This is a genomic window from Brevibacillus sp. 1238 (genome assembly GCF_029892995.1).
In the GTDB taxonomy this organism is placed as follows: domain Bacteria; phylum Bacillota; class Bacilli; order Brevibacillales; family Brevibacillaceae; genus Brevibacillus; species Brevibacillus parabrevis.
Map to the genome: position 1 here is coordinate 90,792 of NZ_JARXWC010000006.1, position 22,571 is coordinate 113,362.

Here is a 22,571-nt window from a genome sequence, read left to right on the forward strand (position 1 = left end):
GGAGAGGCTGTCCGAATGAGCGTGGGCTGGTCTTTTTTGCGTTGCGCGTGCCAGCTCAGTCTGGCGTCTCCGCAGCGGGGCGGTCCATCAGCTGGCGCAGCTTTGTTTCGGTCGACGATTGGGGGTCCGGGGTATAAATGCTGCAACGCAAGTCAGCGCTGCCCTGTACTTGCAGGGAGGTGAGGTGAAACTGCATTTTTCCGGCTTTGGCATGGCGAAACTCCAGCAGCACCTCAGGAGCCGTGCTGACGTCGCTCTGTTCCCACAGCCGATGAAAGTCGGGGTGGACGTCTCTCATTTCGCGCAAAAAGTGCTCGTACCATTCGTCTTCCACGTACTGTCCGTAGTACGCGCGAAAAATCGCGAGAAAGCCACTGACGAAGTGCTCCCAGTTGACGGCGAGCCGCCGCAGCTCTTTTCGCGTGAACAACAGTCGGATCAGATTGCGCTCTTCCACTGGTATTTGCTCGAAATCGAGAAAGACGTGCGCCGCCGCTTTGTTCCAACCGACGATGTGGAGTCGTCTGTCCGAGATGATGGCAGGACAGGAGTGCAGCTCGTTCACAATTCGCTCCAGGGCTGGACTGATCTGGGGCGACTCGTCTTTGTGCAGCGTGGTGCCGACAGTTGTGCCGCTTTCCAAGGCGAGCGCGTACAAATACTTGCGCTCGTCGACAGTCAGTTGCAGTGCTTTGGATACGGCATCGAGAACGGAGGGGGATACTTTGATATCCCGGCCTTGTTCCAGCCACGTGTACCAGGTGGAGCTTACCCCTGCCAATTGTGCCACTTCTTCCCGGCGCAGGCCAGGCGTCCGCCGCCTTGTGCCAGGAGCAAGCCCGACGGACTGAGGCAAAATTTTTGCTCGCTGCGCTTTTAAAAAGGACGAGAGTGCTTGCAGGCGTGTCTGATTGTTCATGCGGACTTCCTTTCCAAGTCGAAAATGGGTAAAACTGTTACTTATTATACTAGGATAAACAACAACTTGTAATAGGATAAATCATGTGACAAGATGGTTTCCATAAGGGCTTGTAAAGGAGGATAATGATGGAGAAAGTAGTGGTTACGGGGATGGGCGTCATTTCCCCTATCGGAAGCAATGTCGAGCAATTTTGGAGCAGCCTGGTTGAAGGAAAGCCAGGCATCTCCCACATTGACATATTTGATACATCCCGGTTTAAAACGAAAATCGCGGGTCTTGTCCGGGATTTTGACCCGGAGGCGCGATTCGGGCGCAAAGAGGCGAGAAGAATGGACCGCTTTTGCCAGTTTGCGATTGCAGCGGCGGACGAAGCGCTGGCAGATGCAGGACTCCGGCTCGACGATTGCGATCGCGAACGGATAGGCGTCTATGTCGGCTCTGGAATTGGCGGCGTGCAGACGTTATTGGACCAGTACGACACGCTGAGAAGCCGCGGGCCGGAGCGGGTCAGCCCTACGCTGGTGCCGATGCTGATCTCCAATATAGCAGCAGCAATGATCAGCATCAAATACGGCATATACGGCCCGACGATGTCGCCTGTCACGGCCTGCTCGATTGGCAATACTTCGATCGGCGAAGCGTATCGGCTGATCCAATCGGGCAAAGCTGACGTAGTGATTGCCGGAGGAACGGAAGCCGCGATTAACGAGGTATCGCTGGCGAGCTTCAGCAATGCGACTGCCTTGTCCACGCGAAACGACGATCCGGCTGCGGCGAGCCGCCCTTTTGATGCCAAGCGTGACGGGTTTGTCATGGCGGAGGGAGCGGGTATCCTGATTGTGGAGTCTTACTCGCATGCAAGGAAGCGTGACGCTCGGATTTACGCGGAAGTAATCGGCTACGGAGCAAGCTCCGACGCCTACCATATGGTTGCTACCCATCCGGAAGGGCTTGGCCCATACCGGGCGATGAAATGGGCGCTGGAGGAAGCGGGAATCGAGCCTGCGGAGCTGGATGTGATCAGCGCTCACGCTACAGGTACGGAAGTCGGTGACCGTTCGGAGACGCTGGCGATCAAACGTCTGTTGGGCGACCACGCCGGGCGCATCCCGATCACGGCCAACAAGTCGATGACAGGGCATATGTTCGGGGCGGCAGGCGGCGCGGAGGCGATTGCGCTGATCAAGAGCCTTCAGGAGGGAGTCGTACCGCCGACGATCAACCAGGACGAGCGCGATCCTGTCTGTGACCTGGACTATGTGCCAAATACAGCCCGGCGCATGGCGCTGAACGTGGGGATGTCCAATTCCTTTGGCTTTGGTGGTCACAATGCGGTGATTGTGCTGCGGAAGTACGAGGGGTAAGGAAGTCAGAAAGTTAGAGTGAGGGAGTCTTCCGGGGTGTTTGGGGCGGCTCTTTTTTTTTGCTTGATTAGAGATCAGGGAAGCGGACGCACGTTGCCGCCTGAAAGCGTGTTTTCCTTTTTCGCCTGCGTCTCGGTAAGAGTCCCAAAGCCCTTTCGCTTGTTTCCCCTGTTTCCTCGGCCGACGTGTAGCTTTGGTTGGATAGTGCTTTTTGAAAGTTGATCAGGGATGAGAAATCTCTTTTTTGGCGTGTTTTCGCTTTTCCCCGGAGCCGTGCAGTGAAGTCAACAGGGGGTATCCCAAGAAGCTACAGCGATTCGTCTCTTTCCTCGCCACGCCTAAAGTACCGACGAAGCAGACTACGAAGCGCCATCTCAAACAAAGCTTTCAATCATTCAGCCTTTTCTTTAAAACCTCCGCCGACCACAACCAGCCCCAGACGAGAAAGAGACGAAATCCGCGAAAGCTCTTTGGGATACCGACCGAGGCTGCGAGGAAAAAGCGAAACACGGTTTTAAGCGTCAACGTGCCCTCGCTTCTGTGAGATGCTGCTTTTGACGCGGTTTCGCTTTTTCCCCGGAGCCGTGCAGTCTAAGTCCACAGGGGGTATCCCAAGAAGCTACAGCGATTCGTCTCTTTCCTCGCCACGCCAAAAGTACCGACGAAGCAGACTACGAAGCGCCCCCCCAAACCAATCTTTCAATCCTTCATCCTTTTCTTCGCGATCTCCGAAGTTTCGAAATAAAGCAGACTCCAAAGCACGATCCCAAGCAATCTTTCAGTCATTCACCATTCCGCCTAGAACCCCCCGCCAACTCCAAGAATGCCCCTAGGAAAAAGGCAGCATACTAACAAAAACCAGAACCAAAAAAGGGGAATCATTCATGACGAACGAGCAGGGAGCGACAGAAACAAACATCCAGCGGGCACCGATTCTCGGCGTCATTATTGCCGGAGCGATAGCGGCCCTGCTGAACCAGACACTCCTCAACGTAGCCCTCCCCAAGCTGATGGAGCAATTCCACATCACTACCTCCACAGCCCAATGGGTCATCACCATTTACATGCTGGTCAACGGCGTCCTGATCCCGACGACGGCTTTTCTGATGGAAAAATATACGACCAGACAGCTGTTTATTTCCGCAATGAGCCTTTTTGCCGCAGGAACGCTCATCTGCGGCATTGCCCCCAGCTTCTCGATCATGTTGATCGGACGCGTGGTGCAAGCAGCGGGGGCAGGGATTCTCATGCCGCTCATGACCAATGTCATTTTCAACATGTTCCCCGCTGATCGGCGCGGTTCCGCGATGGGCATCGTCGGGATTGCCATGGTCTTTGCCCCGGCGATCGGGCCGACCTTGTCCGGGTGGATTGTCGAGCATTACTCGTGGCGCTTGCTGTTTTTCGTCGTCCTGCCGATTGCGCTGATCGTGCTGGTCACGTCCTTTTTCGTCCTGAAAAATGTGACCGAGACGCAAAATCCGAAGCTGGACTCATGGGGAGTCGTCTTGTCGACGATCGGCTTCGGCGGGCTGCTCTACGGCTTCAGCTCCGCAGGCGCGGCGGGCTGGAGGAGTGCAGAAGTCATCGGCATGCTGCTCGTGGGCTGTATCAGCTTGGGGGCGTTTGTCTGGCGGCAGTTGTCGATTGACCATGCGATGCTGGAGTTTCGCATCTTTCAAACTCCGGCCTACACGTTGGCCGTCCTGATCAGCCTGATGGTCAACATGTCGCTCTACTCGGGGATGATTCTCCTGCCTGTCTACGTGCAAAACATCCTGCACTTCACACCTGTGCAATCAGGTTTGCTGCTTTTGCCGGGGAGCATCATCATGGGCATCATGTCTCCGATCACAGGCAAGCTGTTTGACAAGTTTGGCGCAAAATGGCTCGCCCTGATCGGACTCATTATCACGATCGTCACGACTTACGGCTTCACGAAGCTGAGCCTCTCGACAAGCTACAGCTACTTGGTGACACTTTATACCGTGCGTATGTTCGGACTGTCGATGCTGATGATGCCCGTCATGACGTCAGGCTTGAACGCCCTGCCATTGCAGCTCAATCCGCACGGGACGGCGATGTCCAACACGATCAACGCGATAGGGGGAGCGCTCGGCACAGCGTTGTTCGTCACGATCATGACGACGAAAAGCGCAGCCCACACGGCGGATATCGTCCGAAGCCAGCACCTCAACCCGGCTGACCTCGCCCAGATGCAGCTGGCGACGAAGCAAGGAATTGCCATGGGCACAAACGATGCCTTTATGATCGCCACGCTGTTTACCGTCATCGCGCTCGTTTTGGCGCTGTTCCTCGGCAACAAAACGCCGCGAAGACAAGAGGCTGCCGCACAAAAAAGAGTACCCCAGCCGTCGTAAGCAAGCGCAGTCCGCCAAAAGCCATAAAAAAACCAAAAACCATAACATAAAAAAAAGCGCCGCTTCCGCAAAAGGGAGGCGCCGCTTTTTGACGCGTGCTGCGTACTAGCCTTGTTTTCTCATAGCCCCTAATTCTTCGACGATCGCCGTCATCTCATTGATGCCAAACGCCGTTTTTTTCTGCACCATGTTGTACAGGTACAAAAGGTCTTCGTAGTGGGCGAGGTCAAAATCTTCCGGGCGCATAACCGCTGTGTTCGCCATGTTGAGCTTGGCTTTGATGCCCTCGATCAGAACCGCCAAATTTTCCTGGGTTGCCTCTTTCAAATCTGCCATTGCTTGGTCTCCTCTCCAAAAACGCTGCTTGTTATTTGGTCAGCTGTCCACGCGTGACGCCGAGCTGGTTGGTCGCTTTCAGCGTGCGCCATACGTGTGTGCCGCTAACTTCTCCGCGCAGAGCCTTACGATACAGGCTGATGACTTCACGCACGCGCTCCGGTTCTTCTTCCAGAAACTCGATGCGGTAGCTGCCTACATTCAGGGAGCGGAACTCTTTCAAATACTCCGCGCCAGACTGGTCGATGGCGTTGTACACCGTGTTGCGGCAGCCGGTATCTACCCGCACCGGATGCGAGAAGCCGACGCGATCCTTGAGCGAGATGCGAGAGGTTTCGCATGGGGTTCCGCAGTTGGTATGGTCGGTTCCCTCACTCATGAACGTGCAATATACGCAGTGCTCGGTATGGAACATCGGCATATGCTGATGGATGACCAGCTCCATGTTTGCTGCGTTGGAGCGGCTGAGCAAGTCCACCATTTGCTGGATGTTCAGATCATACGAAGGTGTGACCCGTGTCAGGCCAGCTTCGAGGAACAGCTCCACCGCTTTATGGTTGGCCACGTTCAGGGAGAAATCGCCGATCAGCGGGATGTCGATCTCATCCTTGCGGGACAGGTAGTAGTAGAGTGCCCCTGTATTGCGCACCAAAATCGCGTCCGGCTTGCTTTTGGCAATCAGGGCGAGCACGCCGTTTTCATCCGGCATGTGGATGCGCATCGTGGCAATCCCGATTTTCTTGCCGTATTTGTGCGCCAGCTTGACGCCTTCCGGATACTGTTTGACAAATTCGAAGTCCGCGTAAAGGAAATCGACGTCCGTCTGCGCCGCAGCTTCCAGTTGTTCCAGCGAGCGGCACAAAGCTGTCAACAGCGGCTTTTCCACCGGCTGCGAGCGAGGCACGTCCGCATACACATTCACATTGCGATGCTGGTAGACAGGCGGCTTGGAACGCAAGTACACAAGCTGCTCTACCGCTTCACGGCGCATCCGGTTCAGCTCGCTGACCGGAACGATCAAGTCTCCGGCAAGGTCAACCGTCAAATCGTGAGCGTCCAGATGGTAAACCGTTCCGCCCAGACGGCTGAGCTGGTCATGCAAAAGCTCGTGCGTCAGCGGTCGCTTCACGGCAGATTCCAGCAGCTTCTCCGACGGAACGGTGACAGCGTGGTTCGCCTGTTTGTCCACCCAGGTGATGCAGAGTTTATCGCCCAGCTTGCCGCTGACATGCACCGACAGTGGGAACGTGCGGTACGGCTTTTCCGTTTCAAACGTTTTGCGCAGGCGGCGGTCAAGCTCGGGATCGCTTGTTTTCCAGACGCGGTCGCCTACGTGGAGTCGTTTCAGGTTGACGTCGTTTCGGCCCATCACGATCTCGTACACGCCTTTTTCCACTTCGCCCTCGATCTTTTTGCCGCGGGACAAAATATCGTAGACGCGTCCGCCTTCTTCTTTTTGCGTCGGGTCGCCCGCGTCGAACACGATGCCGTCACCGCGTTTGACAGGAGCAGCAATTTCCACGAGCACGCTTGTGCCCAGCAACTTTTTCACTGTGCCTAAAAAGACGCCGCGGCTTTTCGGGAACGATCCGTCTATGAGCTGCTTGTTGTTCGTTCCTTCCAAAAATCCGTGGGTGAAACCACGGGAAAAGCTTTGCTGCAACTCGCGAATTTCTATTTCCGACGGGCCTGTGTCTTGTCCGGCAAAATAGCGCTCGATTGCCGCGTTGTATTTGCTGACCACGTTGGCTACGTACTCCGGAGATTTCAGGCGCCCTTCGATTTTAAAAGAAGTGACGCCTGCCTCGATCAGCTCGGGAACCAGGTCGACGGCAGCCAGATCTTTTGGCGAGAGGACGTAGGCGATGTTGCCCATATCCTTTTGCACGCCGTCCACGATCAAATCGTACGGCAGTCGGCAAGCCTGGGCGCACTCGCCGCGGTTGGCAGAGCGGCCGCCCCACATTTCCGAAGTCAGACACTGACCAGAGTAGGAGACGCACAAAGCGCCGTGGACAAAAACTTCCATCGGCAGCTTCGCTTTTTCGCCGATCTTCTTGATTTCCTTCAAGGAATTTTCCCGGCCCAAAACGACGCGTTCCATGTCGAATGGTTTCGTAAATTCGACAGCTTCCGGGGAAGTGATCGTCATCTGCGTGGAGCCGTGGATCGGGAAGTCAGGGGAGATTTCGCGAATCAGCTTCACCAGACCGAGGTCCTGGACGATAACCGCGTCCACCCCGGCGTGAATACAGGCGTCAATCAGCTCGCGGGCATCCTCCAGCTCGTTTTCGAATACGAGAATATTAAAGGTAAGAAAACCTTTTACACCGTACATATGCAAGTAAGCCATAATCTCAGGCAGCTCAGCCATTTGAAAGTTCTCCGCGCGTGCGCGTGCGTTGAACTTTTCTACACCGAAAAAGATGGCGTTGGCACCATTCGCGACGGCGGCTTTCAAACAGTCCCAGTTGCCTGCGGGGGCCAACAGCTCAATATCTTCACGCTTTATGTTGTTTCGCATGTGTATGTCATTACCTCCAAGGTCTTTAAAAAAAGCTCTTCTTCATCATAGGGAAATGTCCTTGCTCCCGCAACAAAAACCTCCACTTCTCCAAATGTTGAAAATTGTCGCTTCCAGTAAGTGTGAGTTTGATGGTATTCTGTAAGAAAAATCAAAAGATTCCACAATGGAATGATCAGCCAAATCGACAAAATTCGTGGATTTTTTTGAGCAACAAGCTTCCCCACCATTATAGCCATCGTTTGCACAGCTTATAGCTCGGCTCGTGATCTAGCCGAATGACAACTGGCAACAGCAGCGCAGAAAGGAGGCGAACATGGCACAGGACCAGGAAATGTGGGACAAGCTGTTTCATGAGCTTGCCTGCATCAAAAGCGAGTTAAAAGCGTTTAAGCTTGAAACCCGGGCAGAACTATACCAAATCAAAGACGAGCTGAAAGAATGGCAACAGCAGAATGGACAACAACGGCTCCCTAAAAAAGGGGAATAAACGATGATGACAGCAAACAAGAACAGCAACTGGTGGAATAAAACGGTCAAAGCGGTACTCGCGACAGGCTTGACCGTATCTCTGGCGGCGTGCGGACAGGCACCGGAAGCCGCAAAACCAGCCCAGCCATCGCAACAGGCGACAACTCAGCCGGCACCAGCGAAGGAAACCAAACAGCCTGAGCAGGTGCTCCGACTGAACAACTTTACGGAGCCGCTTTCTCTGCATCCGGGAATGATTACAGATGTATGGTCTTCCAATGTCATTTTCCAGACGTTTGAGGGACTGACACGAATCGACAAAGACGGCGTGCCACAACCGGCGATTGCCCAAGAAATCAAAGCGTCCGACGATCTGCTCACCTATACCTTTACACTGCGGGACAACGCCAAATGGTCAAACGGTGATCCGGTAACGGCACACGACTTCGAGAACGCCTGGAAATGGGTATTGGACGCGAAAAACGGTTCCGAATACGCCTACCAGCTCTTTTATGTGAAAAATGCAGAAGCGGCATTCAGCGGAAAAGCAAAGCCGGAAGAGATCGGGGTAAAAGCGACGGATGACAAGACACTGGTCGTCCAGTTGGAAAACCCGACGCCGTTTTTCCTGGAGCTGACCGCGTTCTACAGCTACTTCCCGGTTAACACAAAAGTAGCGAAAGAGCACCCGGATTGGGCGAAGGACGCAGGTCCGAACTACACTTCGAACGGACCGTTCAAGCTGACTTCCTGGGATCACAAAAACAAGCTGGTGCTGGAGAAAAACGAGAACTACTGGGATGCTGGCACAGTCAAGCTGACGAAAATCGAAATGAACATCATCAATGACGCCAATACCGAGTTGTCCATGCTGGAGAACGGCGATCTGGACTGGGCAGGAGCGCCTACCGGAAACTTGCCGCTCGACGCGATGCAGACGCTGAAGGAAAAAGGTCTTCTGGAGATTACACCGAAAGCAGGAACGTACTGGTACGAGTTCAATACGCAACAAAAACCGTTCAATAACAAAAAAATTCGCCAAGCGTTCGCACTGGCGATCAGCCGCCAAGACATCGTCGACAACGTGACGCAAGGCGGCGAACTGGTTGCGACAGCCGTAGTGCCTCCGACCATGTTTGCAGAAAACACGCAAGGCTTGTTCAAGGACAACGATGTGGAAAAAGCGAAACAGCTTCTGGCAGAAGGCATGAAGGAAGAAGGATACGCGAGCGCCGACAAGCTGCCGCCAATCACGCTCTCCTACAACACAGAAGAAGCGCAGACCAAAATCGCGCAAGCCGTGCAAGACATGTGGCAAAAAAATCTCGGAGTACAAGTGAAGCTGGAGAACCAAGAGTGGAACGTGTACTACGAAAACGTGAAAAACGGCAAGTTCCAGGTAGCCCGCATGGGTTGGACAGGCGATTTCAACGATCCGATCAACTTCCTGGAAATTTTCCGCACGAAAGAAGGCAACAACCACACCGGATGGGAAAGCAAGGCATACGCCGAGCTGCTCGCCAAGTCTTCCAAGGAAAAGGATGCTGCCAAACGCAAGGCGATCTTGCAGGATGCAGAAAAGCTGCTGGTGGATGAAATGCCAGTAATTCCGTTCTACTTCAAATCCACAGTTTACGCGAAAAATCCGAACCTAAAAGATGTCGTCATTTCCGGGCTGGGTAATGCGCAGTACAAATGGGCCTATTTTGAATAATCGTTCCTAACAAAAATGTGAAGGGCTGGTCGCTTGGATTAATCCACGACCAGCCCTTCGAATACAATCGAGACCTTCTCTTCCATTATTTCTTCCAGCGCCCAGGCGCCTTCGCTGCGCACCCAGTCATACAGCGCGTTGTAGTAGATGTTTTCCAACATGTTTGCCGCCACGAGCGGATTGAACTTGGCCTTTAGCTGTTGCCGATCCTGCGCTTCTTCGATCAGGTCTGCAAAAAGCTGGCGCAGCTCAAAGTACATGTTCTTTTCGTTCTCCAGCACTTTGCGATGCTTCATCGACGATTCCACGACGACCTTGATGAAATCAAAATTGGTGATCGTCACTTCGTTCATGATTTTGTAAATCCGCAGAACCTTGGATTTGCAATCGTCCCCGTAGTCCCACTCCGCACGGCGTTCTTCGATTTCGTGAAGCCGTTCATATCCCCAGTTGGCGAGGATTGCTTCCTTTGACGTGAAATGCAGAAAAATGGTGCCGCGAGCGACATCTGCTTCTTCCGAGATCATGTCGATGGTCGTTGCTTCAAAGCCGTGCTGCTTGAACAGCTTGATGGCAGCGTTGAAGATTTTTTCGCGTGTTTCCCGCTTTTTTCTCTCCCGTCTCGTCGTCAAAAAGGTAGTACCTCCTCTGCTCGTTTGTATGATTATAACATAACACTTACTTACAAAAGAATTTTCCGTACATTTCAGGAGCAAAAGGGCAAAAAAAGGGATAGACTTCTGTGCGAGTCGGATGTATATTTATATATTATAATGAATAAATATTTAATCATACCGAGCTGTTAGAGCATGGGGTGGAGGAGAGTAAAATGAGCGTTGCAAAAGCGCTGACAGTACGTCAGGCAATGATGAAGGACGTCGATGCCATGTTGGAAATCATTAATGAATATGCACAACAGGGATTGATGTTGCCGCGAACGAAACTTTCTGTCTGTGAAAATTTGCAGTCATTTATCGTCGCTCATGATGGAGATACAGTGGTTGGCGTTGCCGGACTGCATATTTTATGGGAGGACCTGGCGGAAATCCGCTCCCTGGCGATATCGGAAAAAGCAAAAGGGATGGGCGTGGGCAAGCATCTCGTCCTTCATCTCGTAGACCAGTGCCGCAACCTGGGCATTAACCGTGTGCTTGCGCTAACCTATCAAAAAGTGTTCTTTGAAAAGTGCGGATTTTGGATCGTAGCGAAGGAAACGTTGCCGCAAAAAGTGTGGAAAGACTGCATTAACTGTTCCAAACTGCCCATGTGCGACGAAATCGCGATGATTTTCGAGACTGCCTGATACATTTGGTATAGCCTTCCTTTTTTCTTTTCTGGTACTATATTCGTAACAATAATAAAAATATAGAGAATATTGAATCAGAAAAGATGTTCGAATTGGGGGGCTTTCCATGAAGCTGGGCGCGCGCGTACTGATCGTGCTCCTGGTCGCGAGTATCGTACCATTGACCGCGGCAGGAGTGTTTGCTTACCAAGAGACGAAACAGGAATTGCTGAATGGCAGTGCAGCCAAGCTGGAAGCGTTGCGAATCAGCAACAAGGAGCAGGTGGAGAATTACTTGCGGGAGCGCACGAAAAACGTCGATACGCTGGCGGCCTCCGGAACAGTAATCTCTGCCGTTTCTGTCTTTTCCGAGTTGTGGCAAGGAGGCAGGGAGTCTGCCGCCTACAAAGAGGCAGAGCTGTCCTACGCCAAAGAGTTGAAGATGGAAGTCGCGCGCTACGGGTTTTCCAACGCCTTTTTGCTCAGTGAAACAGGCGAGATCGTGTACGAGACAAAGCCGCAAGCGGATTTTGGCACCAATTTGCTGACAGGCCCGCATGCAAGCTCCGTATTGGGCAAGACTGTTCAGCAGGTCGTGAAGGGACAGAGCGCCGAGGTGTCTGATCTGGGCAAGTACGAACCGTCAGGCAATGTGCCAGGTGTCTACATTGCGGCTCCGATTTACGAAAAAGGCTATATGATGGGGCAGCTCGCGGTCGAAGTGCCGCTCGATTACATCTCCCGCCTCTTGAACCAGAGAGAGGGCTTGGGCGAAACCGGAAAAATTTATCTCGTCGGGCCGGACAAGCTGATGCGTTCGCAGTTGGGAAGCGGCGAGGAGACGATTCTCAAGCAGGTCGTAGACACGCCGATCATCGGGCAGGCTTTCCAGTCCGAAGGGTTTTCAGGGACGCAGGAGAGCGTCGATTATCGCGGACAGCCCGTTCTCGTTTCCTATGACCAGATCAAAGTAGCGAAGCATACATGGGTCATTCTCGCCGAGATGGACATGACGGAAATTTTGGCGGGGCCAAGCCGGATTCAAACGGCGATGGTCGTTTTCAACGGAGCGGTTCTCTTGCTCATCGTGGCGATTTCGCTCTACACGGCAGGCTGGCTGCGCCGTTCTTTCAGCGGAATGCTCCTGGCCGCAGAACGGATCGGAAAAGGCGACTTCACGACCTCGTTTCCAAGCAAACTTTTGAAGCGCAAAGACGAGCTGGGCGAGCTTGCCCGTTCGCTGTCGGCGATGCAAAAGCAGTTGCAAGGCATTCTTTTGCAAGTCGGACAAGCGGCAGCATCTGTGGCACACGCCGTGCGGGAAATTCACGGGAACACGAATGAGATTGCCGCATCGAGCCAGCAAATTGTGCAGGTGGTCGATCAGGTGGCAGCTTCGAGTGAAAACCAGATGGAGAAAATGGGGCAAACGCTGAATCTGGCCGTGGATTTGACGAATGACGTAGCGGGGGTCACGCAAAACGTGCAGCAAGTCACGCTGTCCTCGACCGAGATGAAGCAGCACGCAGAGGAAGGCAGGGAAGCAGTGACTGCGGTCATTCTCAGCATGGAGGAAATCAACCGCTCGGTAGAAGCTGCCACCTCTGTGATCCACGTCCTGGAGCAGCGCTCGCAAGATATATCGCGCATCATTGCGGTCATTACGGAAATTGCCAGACAGACGAACTTGCTGGCTTTGAATGCGGCGATCGAGGCAGCGCGTGCCGGAGAGCACGGCAAAGGCTTTGCAGTCGTCGCCGGAGAAGTCCGCAAGCTGTCCGAGGGCACGAACGAGGCTGCGCAGCAAATCGTGCGCATGATCAATGACGTACAAAACGACACGGCGATCGCGGTGGCAAAAATGGCCGAGGGAGCCGAGACGACGGCGCACGGCATGAAAACCGCCCGCCAGTCGGGGGAAATGTTCCAGCATATCGAGCAAAACATTTTGCGCGTGTCGGAGGAAATCCGGCGGGTCAGCGACGCCTTCGCGCGGATGGCCCCGGATGCGCAGCAAGTCGTCGTCGTCGCCAAAGAAGTTTCGGCTGCTTCCGTACAAGCTACGGCAGGCGTGCAAAGCATCTCTGCTGCGGTGGAGGAGCAAAGCGCAGCGATGGAACTGATCGCCCAATCTGCCGATCAGCTGGCGAAGCTGGCCGACGATTTGCGCGGCTCGCTGGCCGCATTTGTCCTCAAGTAACCAGGCGGGGAAAATCGCATAACGTTGCCGGGAAATGTTCGTTTTCCCGGCTCTTTTTGCATTTTGGAAGGATATCTCACACAAAATGTTGAATGATAAGGACGATGGAGAGTTTCGGGCCGGAGGGACGTAAGCGTGCACAAACTAGATTGGGAACTTTATTTGCTGCCGTTCGAGCAAGCTGTAGAAGAGATCAAAGTCAAAATTAAAAATATCCGCAACGAGCTGCGCAAGCGCAAGGAGCATTCGCCTATCGAGTTCGCCGTGGGCCGGGTCAAATCGATTCCGAGCATCTACAACAAAGCAAACCGCCTGCAATTTCCGATTGATGAAAATATATGCTGGGAGATCAGGGACATCGCGGGCGTGCGCGTCATCTGTCAGTTTATCGACGACATTCCCGCGGTGGTGGAGATGATCCGCAAGCGCGGCGACATGCGCGTCTATTTGGAAAAAGACTACGTGTCCACGCCAAAAGAAAGCGGTTATCGCGGCTATCACCTGGCGGTCGAATACCCGATCATGATGGCGGGCGGACAAGTGACGATCCCGGTGGAAATCCAAATTCGTACACTCGGAATGAACTTTTGGGCAACGATTGAACACTCGCTGAATTACAAATACGAAGGAATCATTCCGTCGAACATTCGCCAGCGGCTGTTTGAGGCCGCCAAAGCTTCGTACAAGCTGGACAGCGAGATGAACAACATCCGCGACGAGATCAAGGAAGCACAGGCCGAGTTCACGAAAAAGGAAGTGCCGATGGAATCGCTGCTCTCGCTGGTGGAGCTGGACCTGGACATTGACGCTGGAATGATGGAAAGCAGCGCACATGAAAGGAAAGAAAACGAAAATGACGACCATTAATTGGCTGGAAGAAACGAATAAACTCAAGGATGAGCTGATCGCGACGACGCAGGACTTTTTGCGGATCAAAAGCGTGCTCGACCCTGCTACGGCTGGCGAAGGAGCGCCTTTTGGCAAGGGCATTCGCGAAGCGCTGGATTTTGCCCTGGACGTATGCAAGCAAGCCGGAATGACGACCAAGGATGTTCGCGGGTATGCCGCTCACGCCGAGTTCGGGCAAGGGGAAGAGCTGGTCGGCATTTTGAGCCACGTCGATGTCGTGCCGGAAGGGGATGGCTGGAGCACTCCGCCGTACGCCGCCGAAATCGTAGACGGGAAGCTGGTCGCGCGCGGAGCGATTGACGACAAGGGGCCGACCATGGCGGCGATTTTTGCAGCCAAAGTGGTGCTCGGACTGGGACTGCCTCTTTCCAAGCGCGTCCGCTTCATTTTCGGGACGGACGAAGAGTCCAGCTGGCAATGCGTGAAAACGTATTTTGAAACGGAAGAAATGCCGACGATGGGCTTCACGCCTGACGCCGATTTTCCGCTGATCTATGCCGAAAAAGGTTTGACTGACTTGACGCTGTCCCAATCGTATGAAGCGTTCCAAAAGCTCGGCGCTTCGGCTGTCGAGCAAGCAGACGCCAAGCTCGTGTCCTTCCAATCCGGCCTGCGCATGAACATGGTGCCGGACAAAGGAACAGCGAAGCTTGCGCCACAGGGACTGGACAGTCAGGCGATTGTGGAGCGTTACGAGAAGCACTTGGAGCAAACAGGTTTGAAGGGGCAGGCAGAAGCAAAAGACGGCTTGGTCGTGCTGCATATGGAAGGCGTCTCTGTCCACGGCATGGACCCGAAAAAAGGGGTCAACGCAGGTACGGAGCTGCTCCACTTCCTGCACACACTGACATTGGACGCGCGTGCGGCTGTGTACGTTGCCGCAGCAGATCGCTACTTGCACAAGCAGCATGACGGACAAGCGATCGGCATCGCCCATGACGACGAGGAGATGGGCGCGCTCACATTGAACACGGGCGTGCTGGAGTATGAAGCGGAAGGAGACGCGCTGTTCCGCTTGAACATTCGCTATCCGCACTCGATCTCGTTCGAGAAGTGGTCGACGACTCTCGCAGACCGATTCGCTGCGGCTGCTTTTGACTTGCAAGTCGTGGAGCACCTGACTCCGCACCGCGTCGACCCGAATCACCCGCTGGTCACTACCCTGCAAAAGGTGTACACGGAACAGACAGGGGAAGAGGCAGGCATTATCGCTATTGGCGGTGCCACCTACGGCCGCTCCCTGGATGTGGGCGTAGCGTTTGGCCCGCTGTTCCCGGGACGCCCGGACAGTGCCCATCAGCGCGATGAGTACATTTTGGTCGACGATCTGGTCAAGGCGACAGCGATCTACGCTCAGGCGATTTACGAGCTGGCAAAATAATCGACAGGATAATCCGGGGATGCGGCGATTGGCTGCATCCCCTTTACAATTTGTGGGAGCGCGGTTTATACTTTGGAAGTACGATTGATTGAGTAATCATCCATGAGGAGACGTGTTTGCATGGCCCTGTCCGATTCGCAAGTCCAAAAAATGAAACAGAAGCGCGAGACGATATTGGAGCAAGCCACTCTGATGTTTGCCGAGCACGGCTATAACGATACGACGATTGCGAAAGTAGCGAAGGCGTCAGGCGTCAGCTTTGGCAGTGTGTTTACGTATTTTGAAAACAAAGACCAGCTCTTTTTCGCGGCAGTCGTGGAGCCGCTGCAAGTGTACGCACCCAAGCTGCTCGACTTTGATCCGAACGCCAAGCAGCCGACGCAAGAGCTTTGGAACATGGTGGCAAAGCATATCAAAATCTTTTCGAGCTTCGGCCCGTACTTGCGGCTGGTCGTGCAGGTCATCGGCTATCACAACCGCTTTGCCGAAGCGTTTGCCGAGCTGGACGCTTTTCACAATACGTTTCGGGCGAAAATCGGCGAGCTTGTGAAAAACGGCCAGGATCGAGGCGGGCTGCAAATCCAGGATGCCAAGTACGCTGCGACTGCCTACACCAGCTTTTTGATCGGCCTGCGGGTGAATCTCATCGACTCGCCAGACAGCCAGATGTGGGAACAATTTGTGCCGTTTGCCATGCAGCTTTTTGGAGCGAAGACCGACTAACCGTGTTCGCTCTTTTTATGACCAATAAATGATTGATTGATCAATCGTAAAAAGGAGGAATCGCGCGTGGGCATTTTCGCGTTTGACCGAACGATTCGCATTCGGATGGTCCTGCAATTTTGGACGAATCTGGCGGTGATGTCTGTTGTGCCGTACTTGATCGTCTTTTTCTCCAGCCAACTGGGCACAGCCGTCACCGGAATGATGTTCATCGGGGTCATGGCGGCGAGCATTCTCGGGACGTTTGCCGGGGGATATGCAGCGGACCGGATCGGCCGGAAAAAAGTGATCGTCACATGTGAAGCGGTTATTTTTGCAGGTTTTAGTGCGGTTGCCTGGGTAAATGCGCCGGGGTATCAGCTGCCGTATGTGACGTTTGGCTTGTTTGTGTTCATTCAGCTGTGCACAGGCGCGGCGGGACCTGTTTACCAGGCGTTGATTATCGATGTCAGCCGTCCCGACAATCGGCGCGCGATCTTTACGGCTTTGTACTGGCTCAACAATCTCGCGGGTGCGGCTGGCGGCATGATCGGAGCCTTTTTGTTCAAGGAGCATCACTTTTGGCTGTTTGTCGGAGTCGCTTGCAGCACGGCTATTTCTTTGCTCATCACGATTTTGTACATTGGCGAGACGTATGTGCCGAAAAGCCAAAGCCAGCCCGGCAAAAAGGAAGCGCAGACAAGAGGCGGCGAAGGGCGGAAGTTCAGTCGGGTGCTGACGGCGTACGCGAGCGTTTTTCGCCATAAATGGTTCATGCGGTTCGCCCTGGCAAGCTTGCTGATCATCTCGGTGGAAGAACAATTGACGAACGCCATCGGGATTCGCCTGGTGAAGGAGCTGGCGGAACCGCAAGCGCTCCTGCCGTTTCTCGCCTTTCAGGTAGACGGAATGAACATGCTGGGGATACTGAGATCGGAGAATACGCTCCTGGTTGTATGCCTGACCGGACTCGTCTCCCTGCTGATGAAAAAGGTCAAGGAGCGCGCCAGCTTGCTGTGGGGTCTTGTGCTTTTTTTCAGCGGCTACACGGTGATCAGCTACAGCGCCTCGCCATGGCTGCTGCTGTTCGCGATGCTTGTAGCGACGATCGGCGAGTTGATGCACATTCCCACAAAGCAAACGATGCTGGCGAACATGGTGCCAGATGATGCGCGAAGCACGTACATGGCGGTTTATTCCTTGCTCAACATCGTGGGAGTCAGCAGCGCCGGCGTGTTTATTCTCATCAGCGCCTGGGTGCCGCCGCTGCTTCTCAGTGCCGGATTTGCCTGCATGGGAGCTGTCAGCGTGGGCATGTTCGCAGTTATCACCAAACGGCTTGCGCAAGAACCCGAGACTTCTGCCGCCCCGATCCAGACCGGAGCCTGAGCTTGCTTTCTCTCTGTCTAGCGTTCAAGGGAATTAGCTGGGCTGTCGCGAAAAAGAATAAAGAAAAAATTGATTTTCCAATAGGAGGAATTTTTCTGATGGATGACATCACCAAATTGATCAAGGAACTGACAGAGGTGGACGGCGTTCCCGGACACGAGCGCGAAGTGAGAAAAAAGATGGAGGAGCATTTGGCGCCGCTTAGCGAGCAGCTCGTAAAAGATCGGCTGGGCGGAGTTCTCGGTGCGAAAACGGGGGATGCGGGCGGCCCGAAAATTTTGCTGGCGGGACACCTCGACGAAATCGGCTTCATGATTACGCAGATTACGCCAAAAGGCTACTTGCGCTTCATGCAGCTTGGCGGCTGGTGGCCGCACAATTTGCTCTCGCAGCGAGTGAAGGTCAAGACGCGAAAAGGCGAATACGTGGGGATCATCGGCTCGAAACCGCCGCACTCTCTGGAAAAAGAGGAGCGGGAAAAAGTGATGAAGCTCAAAGATTTGTACATCGACATCGGGGCTAAAAACGAGGAAGAGGCGAAAGCGATGGGCGTCCGCCCCGGCGATTGGGCTGTTCCGGCAAGCGAGTTTACGACGATGCGCGACGGAGAGTTGTGGGTAGCCAAGGCGCTGGACAATCGGGCAGGGTGCGCGCTCGCGATTGAGGTTCTCAAGCGTTTGCAGACAGAGGAGCACCCCAATGTCGTATACGCCGGGGCAACCGTGCAGGAAGAGGTCGGCTCTCGCGGAGCAGGTACGGTCGCCCATTTGGTGCAGCCAGACATTGCCTTTGCCCTGGATGTAGGGGTCGCCTACGATACGCCGGGAAGCGAGTCGCATCCGTTCACGTGCAATATGGGCGACGGCCCGCTGATTTTCCTCTACGACGCGACGATGATTCCGCATACCGGACTGCGCGATCTCGTCATGGATACGGCGGAGGAGCTGGGAATCCACGTGCAAGTCGATGCGATGGCAGGCGGGGGAACGGACGCCGACAAGTTCCATACGAGCGGTGTCGGCTGCCCGTCCTTGGTCGTCGGTTTTGCCACCAGGTACATCCACAGCCATAATTCGATCATGTCCAAAAAAGATTTTGAACAGGCTGCCGAGCTGTTGACGGCGGTGATCAAAAAGCTCGATCATGATACGGTAGCGCGATTGATCGACTAATTTCCAGCAGAAATCACCTTCCTGACCACGGCAAAAAGCGAAGGCGTGTCGAATGGTTTGGTTGTATTTTTCAAGCGACTCCTATAGTATAGGTAGGATAGGATTTCGCAAGGGTACAACCTGCCTGGGATGATTCACACCCGCTGTCCATGCAGCCAAGGGTGTACAGAACGGGACCGCGTGTGATGTGAAAGGAAGTGGATATGATGGCAAAATCGTTTGCGTCTTTTGGCTTTCGACCGGAGCTGATGCAAGGGATTCAAGACCTGTATTATAAAGAACCGACACCGATCCAGGAGGAAGCGATTCCGCTGATTCTGGAAGGGAAAGATGTGATTGGACAAGCGCAGACCGGAACCGGAAAAACAGCAGCGTTCATGCTGCCGATCCTGAACCGTCTGGAGGAAGGAAAGCGCGACATTCAAGCGCTGATTTTGACCCCGACGCGCGAGCTGTCCATTCAGATTGCCAAAGAAGTGGAGAAGCTGGGCAAGCACCTCGATGTGAATGTGCTGTCTTTGCACGGCGGAGCGGATATTGACAAACAGCTGAGCAAGCTGAAAGCGACGGTACATGTGGTCGTCGGGACGCCAGGCCGCGTACTCGATCACATGAAGCGCGGTTCGCTGCATTTCGGACGGATTTCCACGCTTGTCTTGGACGAAGCGGACAAGATGATGGAGATGGGCTTTTTGGAGGATGTCGAGCAAGTGATCGTCCACACGCCATCGCAGCGTCAAGTGCTGCTCTTCTCCGCAACCATGCCCGATTTGGTCAAGCGGCTCGCTCATCGCTTCATGAAGCAGCCGCCGCATCTTAAAATCGAGGGCAAGCAAAAGACCGTAGAGAAAATCGAGCAATTTTACTACGTCGTCAACCAGAGCGACAAAACAGATGCGCTCGTCGATGTCGTGGAGCAGGAACAGCCGTTTTTGACGATTGTGTTCGCGAACACGCAAGTCCGCGTGCAGCAACTCACGGCTCGTTTGCAGGAAAACGGACTGTCCGCGCAAGCGCTGTACGGAGATTTGTCGCAAAGCAAGCGCGAGCAGCTGATGAGACAGTTCCGCGAGATGCGCTTCCAGTACCTGGTTGCCACCGATATCGCGGCGCGCGGGCTGGACGTCGAGGGCATCACGCACGTCATCAACTACGATTTGCCCAACGACGTCGACAGCTACATTCACCGCGTAGGCCGTACAGGGCGTGCGGGACAGAGCGGTAAAGCGATCTCGCTTATTTCCCCGCGCCAGAAAAACTTGATGGGCCGTTTTGCCAAAGCGACGAAGGCGTCGATTGAAGAGCGCATTCTGGAGCCAGGCCGCCATCTGGATGCAGGCCGTCGCGAACGTGCGCAGGAGCGTGAGGCCCACTTCATCGAGCTGCGCGCCCAACAGGCGAAAGAACAGCAAAAGGAAAAAGACAAAGAGTTCGCTCCAGTGCGTGAAGCTTTGAAGAAAAAAGCGAAAGTAAAGCCAGGCTACAAGAAAAAGCTGGCGCGCGAGCTGGGCGAGCTTCAGACGCAGTATGAGAAAAACCGCAAAAAGGCAGAAGCGATTGCTGCCAGAAAAGCAGGAAAATCGGCAAAGCCGGCAGATGCCAAAAAAGCGGGAAAAGGCGGAGCAAACCGCTCTGCCAAAGGGGCAAGACCGTTCCGTCAAGATTCGGGCAAGTCCAGAGGGTAATGCAAGCATAAAAAAAGGTCCAGATTCGCTTCGTGCGAGCTGGGCCTTTTTCGCGTGTGTCCGATGGCGAGTTATTGTTGGAATTATTTGAACCATAAAACAAAAGTGCAAAAATATTAATTCTGATAAAACATATCGGAATAATGTTGAATAAAATCTTTTTATCGATTAGACTCTAACCTAAGTTCGCAATTTAAATCATACTATTTTTATCTGATTAGTTGTAGTGGGGAGGAAGCGATTATGTGGAAATACATGCTCAAGCGGTCGCTGTCGATGGTCATAACGTTATGGCTCATCGCCACATTGACGTTTGTCATCATGCACCTGATTCCCGGTGATCCGTTCGCGACGGAAGCGCGCATGCTGCCGGAAGAGGTGGTGCAGAACATGCGGGAGCGATACCACCTCGATAAACCGCTGATTGAGCAGTATGTCCAGTATATGAATGGACTGATTCATCTCGATCTCGGCCCTTCGATTCAACAAAAGTCGCAGGACGTCACGACGTTGATTCAAAGCGGCTTTCCAGCGTCAGCCGTACTCGGTTTGCAGTCGCTGGTGATCGCCCTGACCGGGGGCATCGCGCTCGGAGTCGTTGCAGCCCTGTTTCACAACCGCCTGATGGATTATGCGGCGATGTTTTTTGCCATCCTCGGCATCTCGGTTCCGAGCTTCATCCTGGCTCCTTTACTGATCAAGTATTTTGCGGTGAAGTGGGAGCTGCTTCCGGTAGCGTCCTGGGACGGCTGGGAATACTCCGTGCTCCCGTCCGTTGCACTGGCGATCGGGCCGCTGGCGATTATTGCCCGCTTTGTCCGCACTAGCATGATCGAGGTGTTTGACCAGGACTACATGAGCACGGCGGAGGCAAAAGGACTTTCGACTTTTCACATCGTGTTCCGCCACGGTATCCGCAATGCGATTCTTCCGGTCATTACGTTTATCGGCCCGCTGTTTGCCAACCTGATTACGGGCACATTTGTCGTCGAAAAGATTTTCGCGATCCCGGGCATCGGCAAATATTTCGTGGAAAGTATTTTCAATCGCGATTATCCGGTTATTCTCGGAACTTCTGTCTTTTACAGTGCCGTCCTGATTTTGACCTTGTTTGTCACCGACATTTTGTACCGATTCGTCGATCCGCGAATCAAATTAGCCAATGGAGGGGAATAGCGCGATGGCAGAAGTATCACAAGTGCCAGATGAACTTTTTCGCCCGCTTGATCGCAGCCGGTTCGACAGTCACAACGCCATGCGGCCGAGTGCGAGCTACGGCCTGGAAAGCATCCAGAAAATTTTTCGCAACAAGCTGGCGGTTCTGGGCTTTTGTTTGCTCGGGGCAATCGTGATCTTGTCCGCTTTTGGGCCGGGCATGCTTCCTTACTCCGCCAGCGAGCAATCTCTCGTCTCGGGCAATTTGCCGCTGTCAGCCGAGCATTGGTTTGGAACGGACGACCTCGGCCGCGACATGTGGGTGCGCACCTGGGAGGGAGGGCGAATCTCCCTGTTCATCGGAGTCGTTGCCGCCCTGATCGACTTGGTCATCGGCGTAGTGGTCGGCGGGTTGTCGGGTTACATGGCGGGTCGCGGCAAATGGGGCGATCGCATTGACAATTTCCTGATGAGGCTGGTCGAGATCTTGTACGGAATCCCGTATCTGTTGGTCGTGATTTTGCTGATGGTCATTATGGAGCCTGGACTGGCCACGATTATTACGGCGTTGTCGATCACGGGCTGGGTCGGGATGGCTCGGCTGGTACGCGGGCAAATTTTGCAGGTAAAAGGCCAGGAGTACGTGCTGGCGGCGGAAAAGCTGGGAACGCCGCACGCGAAAATCATTTGGCGGCACCTGATTCCGAACGTCGCCGGGATCATTATCGTCAACTTGACCTTTACGATCCCGCAGGCCATTTTTGCCGAATCATTCCTCAGCTTTCTCGGCTTGGGCGTGCAGGCTCCGACCGCGAGTTGGGGCACGATGGCAAACGATGGGTTAGCCGTGATTTTGAGCGGGCAATGGTGGAGGCTGTTTTTTCCGGGGGTCATGATTTCCTTGACGATGTTTGCTTTTAACGCGATCGGAGACGGATTGCAGGACGCCTTCAACCCGAGGGGCGGCAAAGCTTGAAGGAG

18 protein-coding genes are annotated in these 22,571 nt (G+C 54.0%); 14 read left to right on the top strand and 4 right to left on the bottom strand.

Features of this window, described 5'->3' with window-relative positions; translation table 11 throughout:
- Positions 1-55 precede the first annotated feature (55 nt).
- Positions 56-919: a helix-turn-helix transcriptional regulator gene (locus M2298_RS15740; protein WP_242774830.1), complete on the bottom strand. Its 864-nt coding sequence runs from the start codon at positions 917-919 to the stop codon at positions 56-58.
- A gap of 128 nt (positions 920-1,047) precedes the next feature.
- Here M2298_RS15740 and fabF point away from each other — a divergent pair, with 128 nt between their 5' ends.
- A complete protein-coding gene (gene fabF / locus M2298_RS15745) occupies positions 1,048-2,286 on the top strand; it encodes a beta-ketoacyl-ACP synthase II (RefSeq protein WP_173596812.1) in 1,239 nt (412 codons plus the stop codon).
- A gap of 884 nt (positions 2,287-3,170) precedes the next feature.
- Positions 3,171-4,667: a DHA2 family efflux MFS transporter permease subunit gene (locus tag M2298_RS15750; RefSeq protein ID WP_122963857.1), complete on the top strand. Its 1,497-nt coding sequence runs from the start codon at positions 3,171-3,173 to the stop codon at positions 4,665-4,667.
- 105 nt (positions 4,668-4,772) lie between these two features.
- Here the strand turns inward: M2298_RS15750 and M2298_RS15755 are convergent, their stop codons facing one another.
- On the bottom strand, positions 4,773-5,003 hold the full coding sequence (locus tag M2298_RS15755; protein WP_063227962.1) for a DUF1128 domain-containing protein: 231 nt from the start codon (positions 5,001-5,003) through the stop codon (positions 4,773-4,775).
- 31 nt (positions 5,004-5,034) lie between these two features.
- Entirely contained in the window at positions 5,035-7,527 is a 2,493-nt protein-coding gene (locus M2298_RS15760; RefSeq protein ID WP_280648709.1) for a U32 family peptidase, read from the bottom strand.
- Positions 7,528-7,843: 316 nt separating this feature from the next.
- Here M2298_RS15760 and M2298_RS15765 point away from each other — a divergent pair, with 316 nt between their 5' ends.
- On the top strand, positions 7,844-8,017 hold the full coding sequence (locus M2298_RS15765) for a hypothetical protein (RefSeq protein ID WP_167470274.1): 174 nt from the start codon (positions 7,844-7,846) through the stop codon (positions 8,015-8,017).
- A 3-nt stretch (positions 8,018-8,020) separates the two neighbouring features.
- A complete protein-coding gene (locus M2298_RS15770; RefSeq protein ID WP_370641081.1) occupies positions 8,021-9,712 on the top strand; it encodes a peptide ABC transporter substrate-binding protein in 1,692 nt (563 codons plus the stop codon).
- 38 nt (positions 9,713-9,750) lie between these two features.
- On the opposite strand, the gene M2298_RS15775 is transcribed toward M2298_RS15770, so the two are convergent.
- Complete coding sequence (locus tag M2298_RS15775) at positions 9,751-10,344, bottom strand: TetR/AcrR family transcriptional regulator (protein WP_063227964.1); 594 nt, start codon at positions 10,342-10,344, stop codon at positions 9,751-9,753.
- Positions 10,345-10,541: 197 nt separating this feature from the next.
- Between M2298_RS15775 and M2298_RS15780 the strand changes: the two genes are divergently transcribed.
- The 10 genes from M2298_RS15780 to M2298_RS15825 all read left to right on the top strand — a co-directional run bounded on the left by M2298_RS15780 (position 10,542) and on the right by M2298_RS15825 (position 22,566).
- Positions 10,542-11,015 (top strand): N-acetyltransferase, encoded by a 474-nt coding sequence (locus M2298_RS15780; protein ID WP_122963860.1) that lies wholly within the window; start codon positions 10,542-10,544, stop codon positions 11,013-11,015.
- Between the two features lie 109 nt (positions 11,016-11,124).
- Complete coding sequence (locus tag M2298_RS15785; RefSeq protein WP_280648710.1) at positions 11,125-13,197, top strand: methyl-accepting chemotaxis protein; 2,073 nt, start codon at positions 11,125-11,127, stop codon at positions 13,195-13,197.
- 135 nt (positions 13,198-13,332) lie between these two features.
- Complete coding sequence (locus M2298_RS15790; protein ID WP_122963862.1) at positions 13,333-14,064, top strand: GTP pyrophosphokinase; 732 nt, start codon at positions 13,333-13,335, stop codon at positions 14,062-14,064.
- A complete protein-coding gene (gene pepV, locus M2298_RS15795) occupies positions 14,051-15,487 on the top strand; it encodes a dipeptidase PepV (protein ID WP_280648711.1) in 1,437 nt (478 codons plus the stop codon). Before M2298_RS15790 ends, pepV begins: the two co-directional genes overlap by 14 nt.
- A 120-nt stretch (positions 15,488-15,607) precedes the next feature.
- Positions 15,608-16,210 carry a TetR/AcrR family transcriptional regulator gene (locus M2298_RS15800; RefSeq protein ID WP_280648712.1) on the top strand — a complete coding sequence of 201 codons (603 nt, stop codon included), beginning with the start codon at positions 15,608-15,610 and terminating at the stop codon, positions 16,208-16,210.
- Positions 16,211-16,276: 66 nt separating this feature from the next.
- A complete protein-coding gene (locus M2298_RS15805; protein ID WP_280648713.1) occupies positions 16,277-17,578 on the top strand; it encodes an MFS transporter in 1,302 nt (433 codons plus the stop codon).
- A 98-nt stretch (positions 17,579-17,676) separates the two neighbouring features.
- On the top strand, positions 17,677-18,750 hold the full coding sequence (locus M2298_RS15810; protein ID WP_122963866.1) for a M42 family metallopeptidase: 1,074 nt from the start codon (positions 17,677-17,679) through the stop codon (positions 18,748-18,750).
- 206 nt (positions 18,751-18,956) lie between these two features.
- Entirely contained in the window at positions 18,957-20,435 is a 1,479-nt protein-coding gene (locus M2298_RS15815; RefSeq protein WP_122963867.1) for a DEAD/DEAH box helicase, read from the top strand.
- Between the two features lie 243 nt (positions 20,436-20,678).
- Complete coding sequence (locus M2298_RS15820) at positions 20,679-21,611, top strand: ABC transporter permease (protein WP_122963868.1); 933 nt, start codon at positions 20,679-20,681, stop codon at positions 21,609-21,611.
- 4 nt (positions 21,612-21,615) lie between these two features.
- Positions 21,616-22,566 (top strand): ABC transporter permease, encoded by a 951-nt coding sequence (locus tag M2298_RS15825; RefSeq protein ID WP_280648714.1) that lies wholly within the window; start codon positions 21,616-21,618, stop codon positions 22,564-22,566.
- Positions 22,567-22,571 lie beyond the last annotated feature (5 nt).